The organism is Thermoleptolyngbya oregonensis NK1-22, assembly GCF_032705245.1.
Classification (GTDB): Bacteria; Cyanobacteriota; Cyanobacteriia; order Elainellales; family Elainellaceae; genus Thermoleptolyngbya; species Thermoleptolyngbya sichuanensis.
The window spans coordinates 2106423-2124228 of sequence record NZ_CP053540.1 but is presented as its reverse complement, the minus strand read 5'-3'; the positions used below and the strand labels follow the sequence as shown (position 1 = coordinate 2124228).

Below are 17806 nucleotides of genomic sequence, written 5' to 3'. Positions count from 1 at the left end.
CCTTTCCGCCGCTAGGGATTTGGGATTAGGATGCGACTGATGCTCCTTTCGCACTGCCCATCTTGCACTGCCTATGACCGTTGAACAGCGCCTCGAAGACATTGACCTCCGGATCACTCGCCTCGCCCAAGAAAACCAGGAACTCCATCACCAACAGATGCAGGCGATCGCCGCCCTGAGAGACTCTATCGACCACATGGGCGATCGCCTAGAAGCGAATATTAACGCTATGGGCGATCGCCTAGAAGCGAATATTAACGCTATGGGCGATCGCCTCTCAGAACACCTGCGAGCGCATGAGCAGACCTATCAGGCAGAAATTGCTGAGAGTCGCCGTGTGTTTGCCGAGCAAATGGAGCAGAGCCGGCGTGCTTTTGCCGAGCAAATGGAGCGAAGTCGGCAAGAACGGGAAGAGCGTGAGCGCCAGTTCCATGCCCGCATGGATCGGATCGACGCAACGCTGGATCGGGTGGGCGAAAAGCTCGACCTGATTACCGAGCAAATGGCGTACTTCACCGAGGCAATGACAGATCTGCGCCTGTCTATGCAGGAATCCATTCGCAAGACTGACCAAATCCATGCCCATCAGGAGCGCACGGTGGATCGGCTGATTGGCATTGTAGAAACGATGATGCAGCAACGCTCCTGAGTCAGCAGTTGTCCCAGAATCTAGGTCAACTGAGCGTCGTAGCCGATTTCGACAATGCGATTCCTAGAAGGATCGCTCTGCAAATCGCCCTCTAGCTTGAACCACAGCGCTGCCGCATACTCATCGGGTACACCGTAGAATAGCAGAGTGTGGCCCTCTTCTTCGCGGATGCCGTCTGGCGGGCCATAGGTCTGGAGCAGGGTTTGGTGCGAGTCGCCGACGCGAATGCCGGCCCGCGTTGCCAAGTCGGGATTTCGCGTGCTGAAAGAAAAAACCTCAAACGTGCTGCCGTCCAGGCTTTCTAGCAGCTTGATCGTGGTATCCGGAGCATAGCCCAAGATTCGCACCATGCCGCAGCAGGCCCAGTCTTCATCCACCTGACTCAGGGGTTCCCCAAACCGCTGTCGGACGGCTGACTCTGGAGCCTGGAGCGGAATGCCTGCGATCGCCATTTGCTCAATGGGCAGGGGGGTGCCGAGGGACTGGGCGACAGGGGCAGGCGGCTTTGGCGCAGGGCTAGGAGACGTGACCCTTGCTCCATCTCCCGCATCGGTCTGAGGTTCAGCCTGGGGAACCGGGGCCGACGGGGCAACCCCAGACGTTGGGCTAACCGAGGCTTGTGGCTGCACAGAGGAACAGCCCACCGAGAGCATCGTGGCGATCGCCAAACTGCCGAAAATTGCTTGAATAGGACGCATGATCATGGGCCTCAACCGCAATGCTTTAGAGATAGACTTCAGGAACAACAGGGTGACTTCTACACAGTGACTTTTTCACAGTGACTGCTGCATTGACTGCTGCATAGTAACTTCTACACCTCAGACGACTCATTTCCCGGCTATGTCATCGTCACCAGAGGCCTCACGATAATAGTCCTCGCCATAAGAGTCCTCACGAGAATAGTCCCCACGCTAGTCCTCCTCAGCGATCGCCCCCAGTGCCCATACCCGCCCAGCTTGATCGCGCCTTTTAACCCGAGTTCCCCATGTCACGCCAGCGAGACTCTCGCGCCCTTGCCGATGCCAGCGCCCTCCAGCGCATTCGCACGCTGGCCTACCTGCTGGACGATGCCATCCCAATTCCGGGTACGCCTTATCGCATCGGGCTAGACCCGATCATGGGACTGATTCCGGGGGGCGGCGACGTGGTGGGGCTATTTTTGTCTGCCTATCTAGTGCTGGAGTGTCTGCGGTTTCGCCTGCCCACGGAAACGCTATTCCGCATGGTGGGAAACCTCGCCCTAGACAGTATTTTGGGGCTGCTGCCGGGGATGGGCGATTTTTTTGATGCGGTGTGGAAAAGCAACGCCCGCAACCTGGCCCTGCTGGAGGCGCACTTGGCCAACCCCGCCCAGAGTGAGGCTGCCGATCGCCAAACGGTGGCCCTGATTGCGATCGCCGTTGTTGCCATTGTGGGCGGTATTTCGCTGCTGATGGCCTCGCTGCTGAGGGCGCTGCTGGCCGCACTGACGGCCGTGGGCTAGACAAAGCTTTTAGCAGGTCTTCTGAAAAGTTGCGGGAAACCTGCCATAATAATCCAGCCCCTCCAAACTGCTCCTGCCAAACGCTAGATATGGTTGCTGCACCCTATATTTCTGACCTCACATCCACCACCCCTGAGGTTGATCTGACCTTTCAGCTTCCTGACCCAGAGGATGAGCAGATTTCTGACTACGAGTTTCAGCAGCAGATCGAGGCGGCGTGGCAGGTGTGCGATCGCTTCGATTTGCAGACCGACATCTGGCGCGGGCGCATCTTGAAAACTGTGCGCGATCGCGAAAAGCGCGTTGGCAACGCAGGCGGCGCTGGCTTCTTGCGATGGCTGGCAGATCGAGAAATCAGCAAAAGCCATGCCTATAACCTGATGGAGCTGGCCGACAGCGCCGACCTGCTGCTGCAAGAGGGCCTGCTGGAGCCGCAAGACGTGAGCCAGTTTAGCAAACGCGCCTTCATCGAAACGGCCCAGGCCGCGCCGGAAGTGCAGCAGATGGTGAGCGAGGCCGCCCATCGGGGCGATCGCATCACGCGGCGAGAGGTGCGGCAACTGGCGGACGAGTGGACTGCCGTCACCTCCGACCTGCTGCCCATCGAGGTGAAGGAAAAAGCCGCCGACCACACCCTGCCCACGCGCTATCTGGCTCCGCTGGTGCGCGAAATGGAAAAACTGCCCGAAGCGCACCAGGTTCACCTGCGAGACGAAGTGGCGGAAAATCCCGACATCGACACCGTGAAGCAGGTCACCGCCGAGGCTCGCTTTTTGGCAAAATACCTCAACGCCGCAACCCAGGTGCAGACGCTCAACCGCGACGGGCTGGATCTGGAAAGCGCCTTAGAAGAAGCGATGCGAATCGGCTGCCTGAACAGCACCGCCGACCTCGTAAACCAGGCAGCCCAACTCGAACAGGCGATCGCCAAACTTTACACCACCTGGCGGCGCATCGTCAGCCTGTCAGAGCGGGTCTACCTCGACAGCGGCAGCAGCACCCCAAACCTGCGATCGCTCCTGGCGTATCTAACTCCGCTCTCCGGCGAAATTTTGGAACTGCAACTGGGCGACCCGGCCAGCGGCACTTCCCGCCGCATTCGCCTCAAGGTCATGGCGGAAGAAGAGGGCGATCCCGCTGAAGACTGGGAGTAGGAAGCTTTTCGCGTCACCCAAAACCCCGTCCCTCAAGCAGAGCTACGCATAAGATAGCTGGAAGTCCCAAGACGCTGAATAAATTAGCACCCAAACTTTATGCCCAAATCCACCAGCGGCGCACCGATTCCAGCGTCAACCGTCGCAGGGCAAAGCCGACGAGCCGATCGTCTTCTGATGCGGGATAGTTAATATTCAGCGGCAGCGTGTGGCTGAGGCGGAAGGTGAAGCGGGCAAAGGGCTGGGGGCTGTGGAGGGCGATTGCCGGAATCGTGGCCGTCAGCATCCCCCCGCCGGTCTGTCGCGTTTGCCATTGCAGCGGAACGGGATGCTGGTTGACTGTCAGTTCCAGGCTGTCGAGCAGGTCGGGGGTGCTTTCCGACGGGATCGCTTCGCGAATCGCCTGCTCGATCTCCAGCGTCAGTCGCACGTCGGCCTTGCCCGCCAGCGGCCCTATCAGCGGCAAATCCAGCACCGACACCGGCCCCGGGCCCGACCAGCGGGTGGCATCCTGCGGCGAAATGCCGTTAAAGCGACCGTTGCGCCGATGCCAGCCCTCACCAGAGAGCGGCTGTCGAAAGTCGTAAACGAACCGCTTGCGGGAGACTTCGGGAAACTGCTCCGGCGGGTGCGTCGCTGTATAGTGGCGGGCGTAGTGCTGCTGGAGCGCGGCCTGCACCGCGGCCGGGTTGCTGGCATCTTGCAAGTTCTCGTGCTGGTGTAGCGCCTCAAGCATCTGCTGATATTGGGCAGCAAAGCGGGCCTTGGCGTGGTCGTATAGCGCTTGGTCGAGGGCGTTGTGCTGGGCGATCGCCTCGATCACTGCTGGCGACAGACCTTCCCGCCGCGACCGATGCGTCACCACGCGCAGGTTTTGATATTCCGCCGCTGGATACCAGCCAAATCGGTAGTTCAAAAGCTGCACCGAGGCTTGAAACTGTTCCATCAGCCCCACCCAAGCAAAGCGATCAACACTGGCGCAGGCCGACTGGAGGCAATTCACCAAGTAATCCTTTGGGGAATCGCCCGCCGACCGCGCCGCCTCATCCCCCTCCCAAATCGCCAACTGCCGCGTCTGAAAATTGCTTGTCCGCTGCTGCACAATGGGGTCGGGATGCAGCACAAAGCCCAACAGGTCGTGTTCCGCCGCCGCCCGCATCAGCACTTCGTATTCCGGCGTTTCCGCAGTACCCCGCTGGGCCGCCCGCCGAAAAAATTCATACAGCGAAATTACCCGATCCACCGGGTCGCGCAGCACAGTGATGTAGACCGGGCGCGTCAGAAATTGCCGAATCAAATTGTGGCTAAAGTGTCCCCGGATGAAGCGATAGCGCGTTAGCAACTGCCGCAATTCGGTGGGCGATCGCCCCTGAGCCGCCGGATCAAGCGCGGGTAGCTGATACGGCCCTGGCGCGATCTGGCGCACGTCGAACTGGGCATCGGCGATCGCCGTTAGGGTAGACCCCGCTGTTTTGGGAATGTGAATGTAGCAAAGCTGGTCGGTCGCCGCCAAGGGGCAATACAGGGTGGAAGCAGTGGAAAAATCGTCCATGCCGCTATTATCAACCGCCGCGCCATTTCAGAGGCAATTTTGGGATGCGTCCTTGCGTCCCCGTCCCTGCGATACACTGTTGAAGTTGAGAACCGTTAGGACTAGCAAGGCGCACGGAGCCGCCGGGTTTGGAGAATCGCATCTATGGCGACGTTTTTATTGGAAGTGGGGACGGAAGAACTGCCCGCCGGGTTTGTGGCAAGCGCGATCGCCCAGTGGCAGACGAAAATTCCCGCCAGCCTCAGTGAACATTTTCTCAAGCCCTCAGCGGTAAATGTCTACGGCACGCCGCGCCGTCTGGCGGTGGTGATCGAGGGCTTGCCAGAGCGACAGCCTGATCGGGTCGAAGAGGCCAAGGGCCCGTCGGTGCAGGCGGCGTTTAAGGACGGGCAGCCGACCAAAGCAGCAGAGGGCTTTGCGCGATCGCGCGGCGTGTCGGTCGCAGATTTCGAGATTCGCAAAACCGACAAGGGCGAGTTTATCTTTGTGCAGCAGACGATTCCCGGTCGCCCCACGACCGACGTGCTGACGGAACTGATTCCCGACTGGATTTTCAAACTAGAAGGCAAGCGGTTTATGCGCTGGGGCGATGGCGACCAGCGGTTTTCGCGGCCGATTCGCTGGCTGGTGGCGCTGTGGGATGAGGCCGTGCTGCCGCTGACGCTGGTGAATGGGGGAGAAACGGTGACGAGCGATCGCCTTTCCCAGGGTCACCGAGTTTTGCATCCCGATCCCGTCAAAATTCCCAGTGCTTCCGCCTACGTCACCACGCTGCGAAAAGCCTTTATCGAGGTAGACCCTGCCGAGCGTCGTCAGGCAATTCAAGCACAAACGGCGGCGGCGGCCCAGCGGGTCGGCGGCGTGGCGGCAGTGAATCCCGATTTGCTGGATGAAGTGGTGAATCTGGTGGAATATCCCACTGCTGTCGTTGGGCAGTTTGACCCAGAGTTTCTGGAGGTGCCCGCCGAGGTGCTGGTGATGGAGATGGAGAGCCACCAGCGCTATTTTCCGGTGCGAAAGTCGGAAAATTCTCCAGATCTGCTGCCCTATTTCATCACCATTTCCAACGGCGACCCGGCCAAGTCAGACATCATCGCCGAGGGCAATGGGCGCGTGATTCGGGCGCGGCTGTCGGACGGGCGCTACTTTTTTGAGAGCGATCGCAAGCAGCCGCTAGAGAGCTATTTGCCCAAGCTGGAAACCGTTACCTTTCAGGAAGCCTTGGGGTCAATGCGGGCCAAGAGCGATCGCCTCGTTAGCATTGCCGAGCAACTGTGCGACCAGCTTCAGATCACGGGTACGGCGAAAAGCCACGTCCTGCGGGCGGCGCTGCTGTGCAAGGCGGACTTGGTGACGCAGATGGTAGGCGAGTTTCCAGAACTCCAGGGCGTGATGGGCGAAAAGTATGCCCGCGCCAGTGGGGAACCGGAAGCTGTGGCAGTGGCGATCGCCGAACATTACCTGCCCAAGGGCGCATCGGACTCGCTGCCCCAAACCCAAACGGGGCAAGTGGTGGGCTTGGCCGATCGGATCGATACGCTGGTGGGCATTTTCAGCCTGGGCATGATTCCCAGCGGCTCTTCAGACCCCTTTGCCCTGCGCCGCGCCGCCAACGCCATTGTCAACATTGCCTGGGGCGCAAACCTGCCGCTGAATCTGGATCAGTTGCTCCAGGACGTGATTGCCGACTATCCTACGGGCACGGTCAAGGATGCTGCCGCGCTGCATCATCAACTCCGCGACTTTTTCCTGGCGCGGATTCGCACGCTGCTTCAGGAAGACCAAGGCATTGACTACGACCTGGTGAATGCCGTGGTGGGCGAAAATGACGCTGAGTATGGCGATCGCGCGTTGCAGGATGTGCTAGACGTGCGCGATCGCGCCCTGTTCCTCCAGTCCATTCGCAACAACAAAACCCTGGACGCGATTTATGAAACGGTGAATCGCTCGGCGCGGCTGGCTAAGCAGGGCGATCTGGACACTGCTGCGCTTGATCCCAAGCCGCTGATTGACCCGAAGCAGTTCGAGAAGTCTTCGGAGCAGGCATTTTACGACGCGCTGGTGGCGCTGGTGCCCGAAACGCAAGCCGCCAAAGCCGAGCGCAATTACCAGAAACTAATCGATGCCCTGGCAAACGCTGCGCCCGTGGTCAGCCGCTTTTTTGATGGCGAAGACAGCGTGCTGGTGATGGCGGATGACCCGGCCGTGCGCCGAAATCGGCTCAACCTGCTGGGACTATTGCGAAACCATGCGCGGGTGCTGGCCGATTTTGGGGCGATCGTCAAGTAAGTGAAGCCTTTCGTGTGACCTGTAGTAGGGGCTACGCAGTTTCTCGCTTTTGGCTCGCTTTTGGATATAAAGCCTTTACAAAGCCTGTGCAAAGCACGGAAGAAGTTGTGCTGGCATCACCCGGATGGCTGTTTTCTGTCAGTGAAAGAAGGAGTGGAATGCGATCGCCCGGTCGAAACGCTTCTGTTTCGATCGCCATGCCGTGAATTCAGCCGTAATTCATCTGTGAATTCACCCTTGAAGCGCTCCAAGCTACAAGATTTCACAGTTCCGCAGTTTCACATTATTCATTCCACAGTTTCAAAATCTCACAATTTCACATTAGGTGGTCTGCATATGGTTAGCGTGCCGGGTCAGTCGATGGTCAATCCGCAGGTGGCAAAAGGACTTTGCCGAATCGTCGGGTTTACCTGCATAGCGGGCTTTTTGCTGGATATGAGCGCGATCGCCCTGCCGTTTGGCGCAGGCGAGGCGTGGCGGATTGGCGTATTGCAACAACTGGGCGATCGCAGCATTGTCTTTTTGTTTGGCATTGCCCTGCTGCTATACGGCTTTTGGGAAGAGCGATCGCAGCGCAAGCCGCTGGCCTACATCGCCCTGGCTGTTGGCGTATTCTTTCAGATTTGCTGCCTGGTGGTCATCCGCGATGGGCTGGTCTTGCAGCAGGCAACCGTAGAAAACATCAGCACTCGCGCCGCCGAAATTCAAACCCAGATTGAGCAAAGCCGCAATCAGGAGTTGCCGCCCAATGTCACCCCAGAGCAGCTTGAGCAGGCCGCCCGCCAAGTCCAGGCCCAAGCAGACTCCCTCAAGCAAAACGCCCGCACAGGCATTACCAAATCCAGCATTGCCAGCGTGGGTAATTTGGTGATTGTGGGACTGGGGCTAATCGGGCTAGGACGAGTCGGAATGCGATCGCGCCGAAGCTAAATGCTGCTGAATAAAACTCCATGAGTCAAACCAAAAGTCGTAAAAAGAAGCGCCCTAGTATTCTCCAGAGCCTTCGGTCTAGCATTCGTCAGAGCGTTCACAATGCCATCCTGCCCTGGCTCAAAGCGTCGGTCAAAACCTGGCACGGGCGGCTGGTGCTGGCAGGACTCACGGTAGGACTGTGCTATCTTCCGGCCTGGCTCCCCGGCCTAATCACCCGCGCAGCCCAGGGATCAGCCGGCTTGCCGCTGCTATCGGTGATGGTGTTTTTGGGCTTGCAGCAGCTTTGGAAGCGGCGCGATCAGCTTGCCCAAATGCACGCTTCTGAAGAAGACCAGTTTCTCGGACACCTGCTGATTGGTTGCAGCGTCCTGCTATTTCCCTTTTGTCGATTCGCCATTTGGCCACAGTCTATCCTCTGGCTGCTGGCCCTGGCAGGCATAGCCTGTAGCACCTGGGGGGTCAGTTTCTTCTGGCGCTATCCAGTGGCTGTAGGAATGCTGGCCCTCACAGCCTACCCAAAACCCGGTGTCATGGCGCGACTGGTCTGGACAGCGCTCACGCCGCCGGAGTTTTTGGAACGCATTATGGCGCAGGCAGGGGCCACGGCGCTGCGAGTCATTGGGCATCCGGCGATCGCCGATGGCACGGTGGTAGCCCTCCCCCAAGGCGCGGTGGATGTAGACTGGGGCTGCAATGGATTCAACATGGCGTTCACCATGGCCGCTGCTGGGCTGATCATGGGTTTATTTCTCAAGCAAACTTGGCTCAAGGTGCTGGGCATGATGGCGATCGGTGCTGTGCTGGCGCTCATCTTCAACGTACCGCGCATCATGCTGCTGACCATCGCCTCGGTCTATTGGGGCGATGCCGCCTTCAAGTTTTGGCACGGACACTGGGGCGGACAGCTCTTTTCTAGTGTGCTGTTCACGTTCTACTACTACGCAGCGATGGCCTTGGCAAACCGTCGTCGGCCGGCTTGAGCCACTGCCCGGTTCAAGCAACCTCCCTTTCTAGCAGCCTACCCTTTAAAGAGGGCACTGACAGACTTGAGACAGCAAACTTACTGCCCCCATCCCCCATCCCCTTCTCCCAAGTGGGGAGAAGGGGAGCTAGATATGGGGTCGAAGTCCCTCTCCCGCTGTGGGAGAGGGATTTAGGGTGAGGGCTGCAATTGCTGTGTGAAGTATATTCGTGCCCTAAAGAGGCTCTAAAGCGGCGCGGATAGTTGCTCTACGGAGCAAAGACAATTCGCGCCATTTTGCTGTGTCAGGTTGTTCGCAGAGTTCGCAAGACAGGAATGGCTTGAATTGTTAAGGTTTACGACTATCCTGTGGGTCGGCATTGACAGAACCTCGAAAAACGGTAACAATGAATACAGAATTAATTCAATGCCTGATTTGCAGCACTAATTTGCCGCTCTGAAACAGCGCTAGCCGTGTGTTGGAGAGTGCGCTACAACGTCTAACCTGCAACCCTCCGGTGACCGAATTAGTCAAATCGGGTCATTCGATTACCAGCAATTTCTTTTTGAGTGTCTTGAGAGGTCACTATGCAACTTCATTATCGTGGTGCGACCTATGAACCCGCCAACAACGCCGTTGAAGGGTGGGAAGGCGAGGTCATTGGCAAGTATCGGGGTGTCCCTGTCCGCCAGCACCAGTTTCGGAATGTTCCCAACCAGCCCATCGATCTGCGTCTGAAGTATCGCGGCGCTTGGGTCAAGTAGCGCTAGGCTTTTTCCGTTTGGCAAGTTTGGATTAGCAACTGTGGCGAAACCAAGGCACCCTCCGGGGTGCTTTTTTTGTGGCACTTTTCATAGCACTGTTTGTTGTACTTCTTGTTGTACTTCAGACCTGTGCTTGCCCTCATCCCTTTGCCTGTTTCAGGTTGCGGCCAGTTCTTGCAATAATTCCACATGTTTGGGCAACAGAATACTTTGAGAATAGCGTTCGACGATCGTTTGACGTGCAGCGTCTCGGATGTGCTGCATGTCTTTTCTGTGTTCGAGTGCATCACAAATGCGATCGCCAATTTGTTCTATCGCAAAGAAATCGACCAGTAGCCCATTCACCCCGTCTTGCATCATTTCGCGGACGGGCGGCGTGTCGGAGGCGACGATCAAGCAGCCCGATGCCATTGCTTCCATAAAGGACCATGACAGCACAAAGGGTCGAGTCAGATACACATGCACCGATGATGCTCGCAGCACGAGTTTATACAGCCCATAAGGTAAGTTACCGACAAAATGCACCCGCGATAGATCCAGGGGCACCTGTTTTAGCATGTAGTCCTTAAAACTGTTGCCTTCGGGGGCGGCAGGGCCGTAGGCAATGCGATCGGCGGCGACGATCACCACATGGGCCTTTGGACGACGTTCCAGCACCAGCCCCAGGGCCTGGATAAACTGCGGAAACCCCCGGTAAGCATCCATGCCACGAGAGACGTAGGTGATAATTTCTTCCTCTTCGGACAGATCTAGAACCGTCTCGCCTCGTTCATTGACGAGCAGCATTTTCTGCGCTGGGTCGGGGAAGAAGTAGTCTGTATCTACGCCATCGTGGAGGACAGAAATTTTGGAGTGAAACTCTGGCGGAAACTGGTCGCGCTGCCAAAACGTTGGAGCCAAGCCGCGATCGCAGCTATAGAGATCCACCAGCATCGGCGCATTGCCCGCGCGAATCCGCAGCACATCATCTGGGGTCATGGGAAAGGCGGGGTCAAAGTCGGCATCGCTGCCATGCGCCTGCCCAAACCATTCACAATAGGCCAGATAGCCCGCCTCGGGAAACGCATCTTTAACAAACATGCCCACGCCCCAGCCCGAATGGGCGCTGACCACATCCGGCACGAAGCCTGAGGCTTTTAGCTGCTCTGCCAATCGATACACTGCCTGTCCGTGCAACACGGCGCTTTCGTAATTGCGGACGTAGTGATGGATATTGGGCGTTGGTTCTCGCGAGGGTGCAAAGTTGACCTTGTGTACTCCGGCAAGCTGCACGTTTTCGGTGTGCTTGGTGCCAAAGACGACCGTGTTATTAGGGTCGGCGGCCAGCAGTTGCGACAGGTGCAAGTATTGCGCCGGAAAGTTGTTGTGCAGGAAGAGAACGCGCATTTTTGGGTGCTTCTGGGGCTGGAGGCAGAGATCAGATTCCTGAATGAATCACTGCAATTTTGGCATATCTATCCCACCTCTTATAGCCCCACCTCTTATAGCCATAGTCACAGGACTTACGCACTTGCGAAACCACGTCCTACTCAGGGGTAGATCCGATATTCCAACACTTCCAGCATTCGCCCGCTCAGGTTCATCTGCGTATACTCGCCCACAATGCGGCCGCCCAGGTATTCGGCAAGCTTGCGGCTGGCGAGGTTGCGCCGATCGACGGGATAGCGCAGGCATTCGTAGTCCAGATGCTCATCTGCCCAGGCTTTGAGGCGGGCGATCGCCTCTTTCCCATAGCCCTGGCCGTGGGCCGCCTCCTTCAGCCAGATGCCCAACTCTGGCGTGGGGGTTTGGATTTGGGTGATGCCGCACAGCCCCAAAAATTCCGCCGTTTCGCGTCGTCGAATGGTCAGGTGCAGATCTGTACCGCTGGCGTTTTGCCGCAGGGCATGGCTAAGGAATTCGTCGGTTTCGCGGATCTCTTGGGGCGGCTTGGGATACATAAAGGTGGCGATCGCCTCAGTAAATTCCTGAAACACCGCCAAACGGTCATCCCGCGACACCGGTTCCAGCCACAGCCGCGCCGTCTCCAGCCGCTCCCCATCACTCCCCCGCTCCATTTTTCCAGCACTCCCCTAGCTGTGGATGCGCGGCTCTGGGTGCAGCGTTGCCAGCAGCGCACTTTCGACCTCTGCCAATTCTGCCAGCCGCTGGTTCACGGTGTCTGGGTCAAAATAGGTCGCCGCCAGCGTCCAATACGCGCCATAGTGCCGCGCCTCCGAAGCCATCAGCCCGCGATAAAACTGCGCCAGTTCTGCATCGGAGCAGTGTTGGGCCAATAGCCCCAGCCGCTCGTGGCTGCGAGCCTCGATCAGCGCCGACACCAGCAGCGAATCCAGCATTCGGTGTGGCTCTTGGCGGCGAATCTGGCTGGACAGGCCCGCACCGTAGGGGGGAGCCGACAGCGGAGCCAGGGCCACGCCGCGCCGATCGAGCCACTGGTTCACCAGCTCGAAATGCTCCAACTCTTCCTGGGCGATCGCCGTCAGGCTCCGCACCAGTTTGGCGCTAGAGGGATAGCGAAACATCAGGTTCAGCGCCACACCCGCCGCCTTGCGCTCGCAGTGGGAATGATCGAGCAGGATGGTGTCGAGATGGGCGATCGCCTGCTCAACCCACGCGGCCGAAGTCGGCTCCTTGAGAAACTTGATGGTCTTAACAGCCTGCATAGATTCCGTGACACATTAACAAGAACACTGCGTGACAGGGTGTTGGAATGACCCAATGAGGAGAAGGCAGCAAGCCAGGGTCAAGCCCTCTTCGTTCTTCCCTCTTCCCTCTTTCCTCATCCCCCCACCGCCTCCACTCGGCGCGATCGCAGTTCCAGATACAGCAGCAGCGCGTTCACATCAGCCGGATTCACGCCGCCAATCCGCGCCGCCTGCCCAATCGTCAGCGGGCGCACCTGCGACAGCTTTTCGCGAGATTCTTTGGAAAGCGTATCGATGCTGTGATAGTCCAAATCGGGCGGCAGGGGGCGGTTTGCCTGCCGAGCAATCTGGTCAATCTGGTTTTGCTGCCGCTGCAAATAGCCAGAATACTTAATGTCAATCTCCGCGCCTTCCCTTTCGGCACGACTGAGGTCGGGATTGCCCAAGCCGTAGCGCTCCAAATCCCCATAGTGGAAACCGGGTCGGCGCAATAGATCCGCCAGCGTGATGGAGCCTTTAATGGCTTGCTGCGTATCGGCATAGATTTGCTTGCCCAGATCGTCGTGTTCCTTGATGCGGGTAGTGTGCAGCCGCTCTTTCTCGGCAGTGATTTGCGCCTGCTTGCGGGTGAACAAGTCCCAGCGGCGATCGTCGATCAGCCCAATTTCCCGCCCCAGAGGGGTGAGGCGCTGGTCGGCATTGTCCGATCGCAGCAACAGCCGATACTCCGAGCGCGAGGTCAGCATTCGATACGGCTCCCGCAGATCTTTGGTACACAGGTCGTCGATCAGCGTGCCAAGGTAGCTCTGCTCACGCGGGAAGATCAGCATGGCTTCGCTGCGACAAAAGCGGGCCGCGTTAATGCCTGCCACAAGCCCCTGGGCCGCGGCTTCCTCATACCCGGTCGTGCCGTTCACCTGACCCGCACAAAACAGCCCCTCGACTTTTTTGGTCATCAGCGTGGGATAGCACTGGGTCGCAGGCAGATAGTCGTATTCCACCGCATAGGCGGGACGCAGCATGGCGCAGTTTTCCAAACCGGGGAGCGATCGCAGCATTTGGATTTGCAGCGCCTCTGGCAGCCCGGTAGAAAAACCCTGGATATAGAGTTCAGGAATATCTCGCCCTTCGGGTTCAATGAAAATCTGGTGCGACTCTTTGTCGGCAAAGCGCACGATTTTGTCTTCAATGCTAGGGCAATAGCGCGGCCCCTTGGCATCCACCCAGCCGCCGTACACCGGGGACAGGTGCAGATTTTCTCGGATCAGCCGATGGGTTTCTGCGGTGGTGCGCGTCAGGTAGCAGCACAGTTGCTCCCGCTCAACCCATACCTCCGGGTCGAAGCTGAACCAGCGCACATCTTCATCACCGGGCTGCGGCTCCAGTCGAGAATAATCCACCGAGCGCCGATCCACCCGCGCCGGAGTCCCGGTTTTTAGCCGCCCGGTTTCAAAGCCAAGGCGATTCAGCGTGTCGGTCAGCCCTGTGGCGGCAAACTCGCCTGCCCGGCCGGCCGGCATGGACTTGTTGCCCACCCAGATGATGCCGCCCAGAAACGTGCCCGTCGTCAGCACCACCGCTTTGCAGGCAAACGCAACGCCAAAGTAGGTCTGCACGCCGACGACTTCCTCGTTTTTGCCCAGGATCAGGTCAGTCGCCATGCCCTCGCGCAGGGTCAGGTTTTCCTGATTTTCCACAATGCCGCGCATAACGGACGCATATTCCCGCTTATCGGTCTGCGCTCGCAGCGCCCACACTGCCGGCCCCCGCGATACGTTTAGCACGCGCTTTTGCAAATAGGTGCGGTCGGCCATTTTGCCAATCTCACCGCCAAGGGCATCGACTTCATGGGTCAGTTGCGACTTGGCCGGGCCGCCCACGGCTGGGTTGCAGGGTTGCCAGCCAATTTTGTCCAGGTTCAGCGTTAGCAGCAGCGTCCGACAGCCAAGCCGGGCCGCCGCCAGCGCCGCCTCGCAGCCAGCGTGGCCCGCACCCACGACCACGACATCAAACGCATCTTGAAAATCGACCAAGCTCTGAAGATCCACGGCAAGATTGAACAGATTACGTCAAGCGGAGGTTGCACGACAAGAATTTGCAGCGCAGGGGATGGAATGGCGAACGGGCAGTAGAAAGCTTCAAACGTAATGTTCCAAACCAAGCGTTGCTCCACTCTTGATCCTACAGCGATTCTCCAGCGTGTGCAGGAGTTTAACCCGGTCGGGCATGAGTTGGGCGATCGCCCTGTTCACTCTCCTGCGTTCAGACAATAGCCCACTTCGATTTGTGATAAATATCACCAGCAATTAAAAAATGCCCGTACAAACCCAGCAAAAACCTTTACGGAGTGGATTTCTTAATGCAATCAGTTGCACAATTCATACATTCTAATTTCGCTTTCAATTCTGCTGAAAACTCGCTAATTCCTTCCTTTTCTGGGCAATCATGTGGCAATTCCGGCGTGCTGAAGAATCCAACGGTAGAACCCCCAAACGAAATCAGACGTTTTGCGTAGAGAATTGCGCGGTTGTAATGAGGACAAAATCAGATGCCCCGTTTCAAGTTCACTCAGAGACACCAACTTCTATACGTAAGTGCGTAGAACAAGATTGGTGCGTTATTTGTACAGTTATGAATTACCGCTCAGAGCGTTGACAGCGAAAAATCCGAAGTTCGGATCGATACTCCGTACAAGCATGGGTATAAGCATATATGTCTCTAATGATGCGGGAGTACGGAAAGCCATTCTGCATAATTCACAGTCAATTCAAACTGCTTGAAGCGCCGAAACCCTTGATAGTGCGGACGGGCGATCGCCCTCAGCGTATTTTTTTACCTGACAATCGAAGGATATTGTCTGCTAATCTCCGTGTAGTTTGTGAGTTGCTCACTCCGTAAATTCCTGGGGCAACTCTACAGAAAAACAGCACGCCCTCGAATCGGGAGATTCCGTATCATTTCAGATTTAAAAGTGTCTTTCACAACTGCGTATTGAAAGTCAAAAAAGTTCGTTTGAAGGACATATAAAGACGAGAATAAGTCCTCACATACACTTCATAGAAACTAACTCCAGTCCTCCAAAGAAGAATGCTATGTTCAAATTACGAGCCATCTAGGCACTTGATTTCAAGGAATCCGGGGCTTTGATAGCGTTTGATGGTGGCAAATAGAAGACCGCAGGGCAATTCCAGGGGACTCTCAGATTTCGACTCAGTTGGCAACTTTAGCTTATCCAGCAACCAACTTTGTTGACTCACTTTGAGTTGTTTGTTCGCAAGTTCAATCCACAATTTGGGAATCCTGGAGATAGGCCGTTGGACTGAAGTGATTGAGTCGCTACTTAAATCCGCATCGAGTCAGCAACTCCCTCTAATCAATGGCTGACAGCTTTACCAAAGTGTTTGACGTACTTTTTGACGTACTTAATTTGGTCTGTTTACGCTCCGGGTCTTCGTTGGCGTTTACTAAGTTTCTACTGGTCCTTTGTTCGGCGCAGGAGTGCGATTTTCAAACATGGAACCCAATTCTGTTCGATACCAGCCCGTTAATCCCGATGTGGGTGTTTATGACTGCGAGGTTCACCTCAAGTTTCGCCTAATCGAGGAGAAAGGAGCCTTGGGCAACCGAGAACACTTGCTCGACACCTTGCTGGATGCCTTCGCCTGTGGTGCGGATGAATACCTAGAACCCATCGAGGTAGAAGTGTCGGCTCAAGAGGTTCCCGAAGTAAACGCTTCGCCGCAAATGCGCCGCCAGTTGATTCGGCTGAGAAATTCCAGCGACGCAAGCTAGCCAAGCGGAGCTGGCTCGTGCGGACAGAACTCTGAGATTTTGACGCTTCAGCGACTGTGAGCTTCCAGAGGAGCCTCTAGAGGAGCCTCGGGGAACTGCGGTGTTCGAGAGTGTGGCGATCGCCCTCCAGCCTCCCATCGCCTAGCGTCCCGCCTGTTGCCGATTTGCCTCCCGTCCAGTTGTGCCTGCCCAGCTATACCACTGGCTGCAAGTGAGCTTCCAGCTTAACCGGATTGCACATCAATGCCAGATTTCAATGCCAGATTTATGAAAAAGGTGTTGACATTCGCAACTTCTATTCGCTAGTCTAGTTTAGGTCTGGGACACGCCCCCATCGTCTAGAGGCCTAGGACACCTCCCTTTCACGGAGGCGACGGGGATTCGAATTCCCCTGGGGGTATCCCGATAACGGTTCATAAACGAGTTAAAGCCTCTCTGGAGTGAGCTTCAGGGAGGTTTTACAGTTCTGAGACTAGAATGACTCAGCTAGATTGACTTAGATTGAGAACAGACGATTTGCAAATTTTCGCTACAACCTGAGCAACCTCAGCCGCACGATAAGCAAAGCAGCAAGCTTATCTAGAATTGCGCAGGTCGGGCGTTTTGCGGTTTTTTGCCCGACCTTCTGCCGGTCAGGGAAATGTAACGGTATGCTAAGAAAAGTGAGCTACGAAACTCACAGTCGCTAGGTCGTGTTTTAAAGCCCTTTGATCCCCCCTAGCCCCCCTTAACAAAGGGGAAACTGGGACAAACCGCTCCGGAAGTCCCCCTTTTTAAGGGGGATTCAGGGGGATCGACTCAGGGTAATCAGCGACCTAGAAAGTTTTAAAACAATGCCTAGGTTTACTCCCCCCTCCCCTCTTTGCCGTTACTCAGGTGAGCGTCATGGCTGTCTTTGGAGCGCTTTGGAAATTTTTACCGCAGGGGCGATCGCTCGTCCGGCTTGCTGCCTGCCTGCTGCTGGGCTTGTGGCTTTGGGTTGTGCCGCCTTCCCCTACTGCCCTGGCGCTGGGCGGCCCCCAGCCCCCACTCGACCAGCCCGCCCCAGAATTTTCTCTGCCCACCAACGTCGGCGACGGTACAGTTTCTCTGGCAGACTATCGCGGCCAGTGGGTCGTGGTGTATTTCTACCCCAAGGACTTTACCTCCGGCTGCACGCTAGAGGCACAGCGATTTCAGCGGGACTTGCCGCAATATCAGGCCCGCAACACCCAGATTTTGGGCATCAGCGTAGACGACGTGGATTCTCACCGGGAATTTTGCGACTCTGAAGGGCTGAAGTTTCCCCTGTTGGCTGATACCACGGGTGCAGTCAGCAAAGCCTACGGCTCATGGTTGGGCACGATGTCCCTGCGGCATACCTATCTGATTGACCCAAACGGCATTTTGCGGGAGCGATTTTTGGGTGTCAATCCTGCCGTTCATAGTCGCGAGGTGCTGGCGCGACTGGACGAACTGCAAAAAGCAGCCGGGTAATGTTGAAAACTGGATTCAAAGATTTTCAATAAGAACGCTTGTATTGTTGTGCGAACCTGAGCTAGGATTTGGAGCAGACTAAGGGCTGATTGGGAACCTCACTG

The 17806-nt window shown here is 56.8% G+C and carries 15 protein-coding genes and 1 tRNA gene; 10 read left to right on the top strand and 6 right to left on the bottom strand.

What is annotated here, in order from left to right; all coding sequences use genetic code 11:
- Nucleotides 1-73 precede the first annotated feature (73 nt).
- Complete coding sequence (locus HNI00_RS09190; protein WP_316792680.1) at nucleotides 74-649, top strand: hypothetical protein; 576 nt, start codon at nucleotides 74-76, stop codon at nucleotides 647-649.
- 20 nt (nucleotides 650-669) lie between these two features.
- On the opposite strand, the gene HNI00_RS09185 is transcribed toward HNI00_RS09190, so the two are convergent.
- Nucleotides 670-1347 (bottom strand): hypothetical protein, encoded by a 678-nt coding sequence (locus HNI00_RS09185; RefSeq protein WP_316792678.1) that lies wholly within the window; start codon nucleotides 1345-1347, stop codon nucleotides 670-672.
- 287 nt (nucleotides 1348-1634) lie between these two features.
- Here HNI00_RS09185 and HNI00_RS09180 point away from each other — a divergent pair, with 287 nt between their 5' ends.
- Together HNI00_RS09180 and HNI00_RS09175 are read left to right on the top strand one after the other, a co-directional pair.
- Entirely contained in the window at nucleotides 1635-2132 is a 498-nt protein-coding gene (locus HNI00_RS09180; protein WP_316792676.1) for a DUF4112 domain-containing protein, read from the top strand.
- An 89-nt stretch (nucleotides 2133-2221) separates the two neighbouring features.
- Nucleotides 2222-3286: a hypothetical protein gene (locus tag HNI00_RS09175; protein WP_316792674.1), complete on the top strand. Its 1065-nt coding sequence runs from the start codon at nucleotides 2222-2224 to the stop codon at nucleotides 3284-3286.
- A gap of 97 nt (nucleotides 3287-3383) precedes the next feature.
- Here the strand turns inward: HNI00_RS09175 and HNI00_RS09170 are convergent, their stop codons facing one another.
- Nucleotides 3384-4838 (bottom strand): sulfotransferase family 2 domain-containing protein, encoded by a 1455-nt coding sequence (locus HNI00_RS09170; protein WP_316792672.1) that lies wholly within the window; start codon nucleotides 4836-4838, stop codon nucleotides 3384-3386.
- A gap of 144 nt (nucleotides 4839-4982) precedes the next feature.
- Between HNI00_RS09170 and glyS the strand changes: the two genes are divergently transcribed.
- The 4 genes from glyS (at nucleotide 4983) to HNI00_RS09150 (ending at nucleotide 9786) form a co-directional block, all read left to right on the top strand.
- Entirely contained in the window at nucleotides 4983-7127 is a 2145-nt protein-coding gene (gene glyS, locus HNI00_RS09165; RefSeq protein ID WP_316792670.1) for a glycine--tRNA ligase subunit beta, read from the top strand.
- A 336-nt stretch (nucleotides 7128-7463) separates the two neighbouring features.
- Entirely contained in the window at nucleotides 7464-8057 is a 594-nt protein-coding gene (gene hpsJ-C, locus HNI00_RS09160) for an HpsJ-like protein, cyanoexosortase C-associated (protein WP_297075022.1), read from the top strand.
- Nucleotides 8058-8077: 20 nt separating this feature from the next.
- Complete coding sequence (crtC, locus tag HNI00_RS09155; RefSeq protein WP_316792668.1) at nucleotides 8078-9040, top strand: cyanoexosortase C; 963 nt, start codon at nucleotides 8078-8080, stop codon at nucleotides 9038-9040.
- Between the two features lie 569 nt (nucleotides 9041-9609).
- Complete coding sequence (locus HNI00_RS09150; RefSeq protein ID WP_084782687.1) at nucleotides 9610-9786, top strand: DUF4278 domain-containing protein; 177 nt, start codon at nucleotides 9610-9612, stop codon at nucleotides 9784-9786.
- A 156-nt stretch (nucleotides 9787-9942) separates the two neighbouring features.
- Here HNI00_RS09150 and HNI00_RS09145 read toward each other — a convergent pair whose 3' ends face one another.
- From HNI00_RS09145 to mnmG, 4 genes are all read right to left on the bottom strand, one after another.
- The gene (locus HNI00_RS09145) at nucleotides 9943-11172 is read right to left on the bottom strand and encodes a glycosyltransferase (RefSeq protein WP_316792665.1); all 1230 of its coding nucleotides are present in this window, start codon (nucleotides 11170-11172) and stop codon (nucleotides 9943-9945) included.
- A 143-nt stretch (nucleotides 11173-11315) separates the two neighbouring features.
- Nucleotides 11316-11843 (bottom strand): GNAT family N-acetyltransferase, encoded by a 528-nt coding sequence (locus HNI00_RS09140; RefSeq protein WP_316792663.1) that lies wholly within the window; start codon nucleotides 11841-11843, stop codon nucleotides 11316-11318.
- A gap of 15 nt (nucleotides 11844-11858) precedes the next feature.
- Nucleotides 11859-12452 (bottom strand): MiaE family protein, encoded by a 594-nt coding sequence (locus HNI00_RS09135; protein ID WP_316792662.1) that lies wholly within the window; start codon nucleotides 12450-12452, stop codon nucleotides 11859-11861.
- A 116-nt stretch (nucleotides 12453-12568) separates the two neighbouring features.
- Entirely contained in the window at nucleotides 12569-14482 is a 1914-nt protein-coding gene (gene mnmG, locus HNI00_RS09130; RefSeq protein WP_316792659.1) for a tRNA uridine-5-carboxymethylaminomethyl(34) synthesis enzyme MnmG, read from the bottom strand.
- Nucleotides 14483-15947: 1465 nt separating this feature from the next.
- On the opposite strand from mnmG, the gene HNI00_RS09125 reads away from it, so the two are divergent.
- From HNI00_RS09125 to HNI00_RS09115, 3 genes are all read left to right on the top strand, one after another.
- Nucleotides 15948-16226 (top strand): Npun_R1517 family heterocyst differentiation transcriptional regulator, encoded by a 279-nt coding sequence (locus HNI00_RS09125; RefSeq protein ID WP_068511929.1) that lies wholly within the window; start codon nucleotides 15948-15950, stop codon nucleotides 16224-16226.
- Nucleotides 16227-16553: 327 nt separating this feature from the next.
- Nucleotides 16554-16626: transfer RNA gene (locus tag HNI00_RS09120), tRNA-Glu, on the top strand.
- A 485-nt stretch (nucleotides 16627-17111) separates the two neighbouring features.
- Nucleotides 17112-17702, top strand: a complete 591-nt coding sequence (locus tag HNI00_RS09115) for a peroxiredoxin (RefSeq protein ID WP_316792657.1) — start codon at nucleotides 17112-17114, stop codon at nucleotides 17700-17702.
- Nucleotides 17703-17806 lie beyond the last annotated feature (104 nt).

Coding starts and splice junctions, on each gene's coding strand:
- crtC (WP_316792668.1), top strand. CDS start 8,078: ATGAGTCAAACCAAAAGTCGTAAAAAGAAGCGCCCTAGTATTCTCCAG.
- HNI00_RS09125 (WP_068511929.1), top strand. CDS start 15,948: ATGGAACCCAATTCTGTTCGATACCAGCCCGTTAATCCCGATGTGGGT.
- HNI00_RS09150 (WP_084782687.1), top strand. CDS start 9,610: ATGCAACTTCATTATCGTGGTGCGACCTATGAACCCGCCAACAACGCC.
- HNI00_RS09180 (WP_316792676.1), top strand. CDS start 1,635: ATGTCACGCCAGCGAGACTCTCGCGCCCTTGCCGATGCCAGCGCCCTC.
- HNI00_RS09190 (WP_316792680.1), top strand. CDS start 74: ATGACCGTTGAACAGCGCCTCGAAGACATTGACCTCCGGATCACTCGC.
- glyS (WP_316792670.1), top strand. CDS start 4,983: ATGGCGACGTTTTTATTGGAAGTGGGGACGGAAGAACTGCCCGCCGGG.
- HNI00_RS09115 (WP_316792657.1), top strand. CDS start 17,112: ATGGCTGTCTTTGGAGCGCTTTGGAAATTTTTACCGCAGGGGCGATCG.
- HNI00_RS09135 (WP_316792662.1), bottom strand. CDS start 12,452: ATGCAGGCTGTTAAGACCATCAAGTTTCTCAAGGAGCCGACTTCGGCC.
- HNI00_RS09175 (WP_316792674.1), top strand. CDS start 2,222: ATGGTTGCTGCACCCTATATTTCTGACCTCACATCCACCACCCCTGAG.
- HNI00_RS09140 (WP_316792663.1), bottom strand. CDS start 11,843: ATGGAGCGGGGGAGTGATGGGGAGCGGCTGGAGACGGCGCGGCTGTGG.
- HNI00_RS09170 (WP_316792672.1), bottom strand. CDS start 4,838: ATGGACGATTTTTCCACTGCTTCCACCCTGTATTGCCCCTTGGCGGCG.
- HNI00_RS09145 (WP_316792665.1), bottom strand. CDS start 11,172: ATGCGCGTTCTCTTCCTGCACAACAACTTTCCGGCGCAATACTTGCAC.
- HNI00_RS09185 (WP_316792678.1), bottom strand. CDS start 1,347: ATGCGTCCTATTCAAGCAATTTTCGGCAGTTTGGCGATCGCCACGATG.
- hpsJ-C (WP_297075022.1), top strand. CDS start 7,464: ATGGTTAGCGTGCCGGGTCAGTCGATGGTCAATCCGCAGGTGGCAAAA.